Genomic DNA, 2998 nt, shown 5'->3' with positions numbered 1-2998 from the left:
GGCAGGCCGGGTCGCCACCGCGGTGGGCGAGAGGATGGGCGTGATCAGGACGCCGTCCCCGTTGGATGCCGCGTCCGAGCCGCTGCATGCTGCCGCCGCCAGCGCGAGCAAAATCAGGCCGGACACGAACAGTGCCGTCTTCCGCAGAACGACCTCCTTGAGCCGGCGCGGCCATTCCAGAATAAGTGGGCACCCCCCGGCGGGCAAATGCTCGGGCCTGTAAGAGGTACCTGGAGAGCCAGCGCCTACTAGCCGGCAACGATGTCTCGCTCGGAGCATTTGAGGAGCACGGCGTTCGTGGCGACGATGATCGAGCTCAGAGACATCAGCAGCGCCGACCATTCGGGCCGCAGTTCGATGCCCAGGGGACGATAGAGGACGCCGGCGGCGACGGGGATCGCGAGCACGTTGTACACCGAGGCCCAGAACAGATTCTGCTTCATCTTTCGCACAGTCGCTTTGCTGAGCCTGATCGCGCGTACCACGTCGAGCGGGTCGCTCTTCATAAGCACCACACGGGCCGTCTCGATGGCGACATCGGTCCCGGCACCGATGGCGATGCCGATGTCCGCCTGCGCGAGCGCGGGGGCGTCGTTCACGCCGTCGCCGACCATAGCTACGAAGTGCCCTTCCTCCTGCAACTGCCGGACGTAGCGCGCTTTGTCCTCCGGCAGGACCTCGGCAAAGGCGCGCTCAATGCCGAGCTCCTTCGCCACGGCCGCAGCCGTCCGTTCGTTGTCGCCGGTTATCATCACCACCTCAATGCCGATCTCTCGTAGGCGCCGCACCGCAAGGCGGGCGCTCGGTTTCACGGTGTCCGCGACAGACACCAGGCCCGCGGCGCGGCCGTCAACGGCCACGAACATCGGCGTGCGGCCGGCCTGCGCCTCGCCGGCAGCGCTCTCTGCCAACTGCTCCACCTGGATCGACTGCTCCTCCAGAAAACGCCGGTTGCCGACCACAACTAGCCGGCCGCGGACGACGGCCCGGATGCCCTTGCCCGTCACGGACTCGAAGGCCGAAGGCTCGCCGAGCGCGACCCCTCGCCCCCTTGCACCCTGGACGATGGCCTGGGCCAACGGGTGTCCGCTGCCCGACTCCGCCGAAGCCGTGAGCGACAGCAACTCATCTTCGGAGACGTCGACGGCCGCCACGCCGGCGAGCCGCGGGCTGCCCTCTGTGAGCGTGCCGGTCTTGTCAAGGACGACGGCGCTGATCCTGGCGGCGCCCTCCAGCGTGGAGGCGTCCTTGAACAGGATGTTGTGCCGCGCGCCCAGCCCGGTCCCGACCGTGACGGCGGTCGGGGTCGCGAGGCCAAGAGCGTCCGGGCAGGCGATGACTACGGCAGAGATGGCGAACGTCAGGGCCTGCAGCGTCGACTCGCCGATGAGGAATTGCCAGACGAGAAAGGTGACCAGACCTGAACCCACCGCCAGCACAACGAGATACGAGGCGGCCCGGTCCGCGAGACGCTGGCCGGGCGCTTTCGAGTTCTGAGCCTGTTCCACCAGGCGCACGATCTGGGCTAGCGCCGTCTCCGCTCCAACCTTCGTGGCCCGAAAGCGCACGGACCCGGAAATGTTGATGGAGCCGCCCACCACCTGGTCGCCCGGCGCCTTGTCGACGGGCAGGGACTCGCCTGTCACTAGCGACTCATCGATCGAGGTCTCGCCCCACTCGATTACGCCGTCTACCGGGACCTTGTCCCCAGGCCGCAACACCACCACGTCTCCGGCCACGATGTCCGACGTCGGGACGTCGACCTCAGCGCCGTCTCTCAGGACGGTCGCCCGGGGCGGGACGAGGTCGAAGAGTGCCCTGAGGGCGTCGGTCGTGCCGCGCCGCGCCTTCATCTCCATCCAATGACCGAAGAGCACGAAGGTGACCAGCATCGCGGCCGCTTCGAAGAAGGTCTCGCCAAGGTCACCGACGGTGATCACGACACTGAACGCGTAAGCCGCCACCACCCCGGTGGCGATGAGGACGCTCATGTTCAGCGCCCGGTGCCGCAGCGATCTCACGGCGCCAGCGAGGAAGACCCAGCCGCCCCAGGACACGACGGGGGTCGAGACGATGAGCAAGAGCCAGTTGTTATTCAGAGGCCCCGTAGGGAGGTCAACACCGAAGAAGTCCTTGCCGAGCGGTGAGTAAAGGACGGTTGGCACCGTGAGGAGCAGCGAGACGAGGAAGCGGTTGCGCATGTCTCGCTCCATGGCCTTCGCCACGCGCGGGTCGGACATGTCGTGTTCCATGCCCGCGTGTGATGACGCCTCCGCGTGATGCGTTTCGTGGTCCGCGTGCGCCTGCAGCGACGGCATCTCGTACTGCATGCGGTCGTGCTTGGTGCCCATGACGGGCGCCATCTGGGCGACGTGTTGGAGATGAGCGGTGTGAGAGGCGGCCGGCGCCGCGGCGCCGTCGTCGCAGAAGCAGCGTCCGCTGGCGTCAACGGCGCGCCGGACCTCCTCCTCGGTCGTCATTCCGGCGTGGAACTCCACCGTCAAGCGCTCCGCCTGGAAATCGACGCGGGCGGAGGCCACGTGGGGGAGCTTCTTTACACGCGCTTCCAACTCCTCGGCGCAGCACACACAGTCGAGACCGCTCAGGGGAATAGCGACGCGCTGAAGCGCGGTCGCGTGGCCTGTGTGGCCGGCGCCATGGGAGGAGTGGTTGGTCATCGGTAGCTCCTTGACAAGGCGGCGATGCTGCTACACTATACACCCAACCCCCCTGGGAGGGGTGTAGCGTCAAGTTCCCGCAGGGGCGCAGATCTCGCCGGTGCCGCGCTCGTCACGCGCTAGAGGCGGGCCGGGATGGCCGGCCGGGGCCGTTAACTGGAAAGGGTGCTTAGATGGATTACACGACGCGAATGGGCTCGGGCCCAAGGCGGGCGCACGTCAACTACCAGTGTCCCTGCGGCTGCATCGGCGGCGTCATCTACAGCGCCGACAAGCCGCTCTCGAAGGCCGGCGCCTGCTGCTGCGGGCGCAAGCTCTGG

General features: G+C 67.4%; 1 protein-coding gene. It reads right to left on the bottom strand.

The genetic code is table 11. The annotated features are described in order from the left end of the window. Positions 1-248: 248 nt before the first annotated feature. Complete coding sequence (locus VNN10_06525) at positions 249-2678, bottom strand: heavy metal translocating P-type ATPase (protein ID HXH21666.1); 2430 nt, start codon at positions 2676-2678, stop codon at positions 249-251. Positions 2679-2998: the final 320 nt, after the last annotated feature.

The sequence above is a fragment of the Dehalococcoidia bacterium genome (genome assembly GCA_035574915.1).
GTDB lineage: Bacteria > Chloroflexota > Dehalococcoidia > DSTF01 > WHTK01 > DATLYJ01.
Note: the sequence above shows the minus strand (reverse complement) of the source record. Positions and strands in the feature narration are given on the sequence as shown.

Excerpts from the sequence above, each read along its gene's own strand:
- VNN10_06525 (HXH21666.1), bottom strand. The coding sequence starts at position 2,678 with ATGACCAACCACTCCTCCCATGGCGCCGGCCACACAGGCCACGCGACC.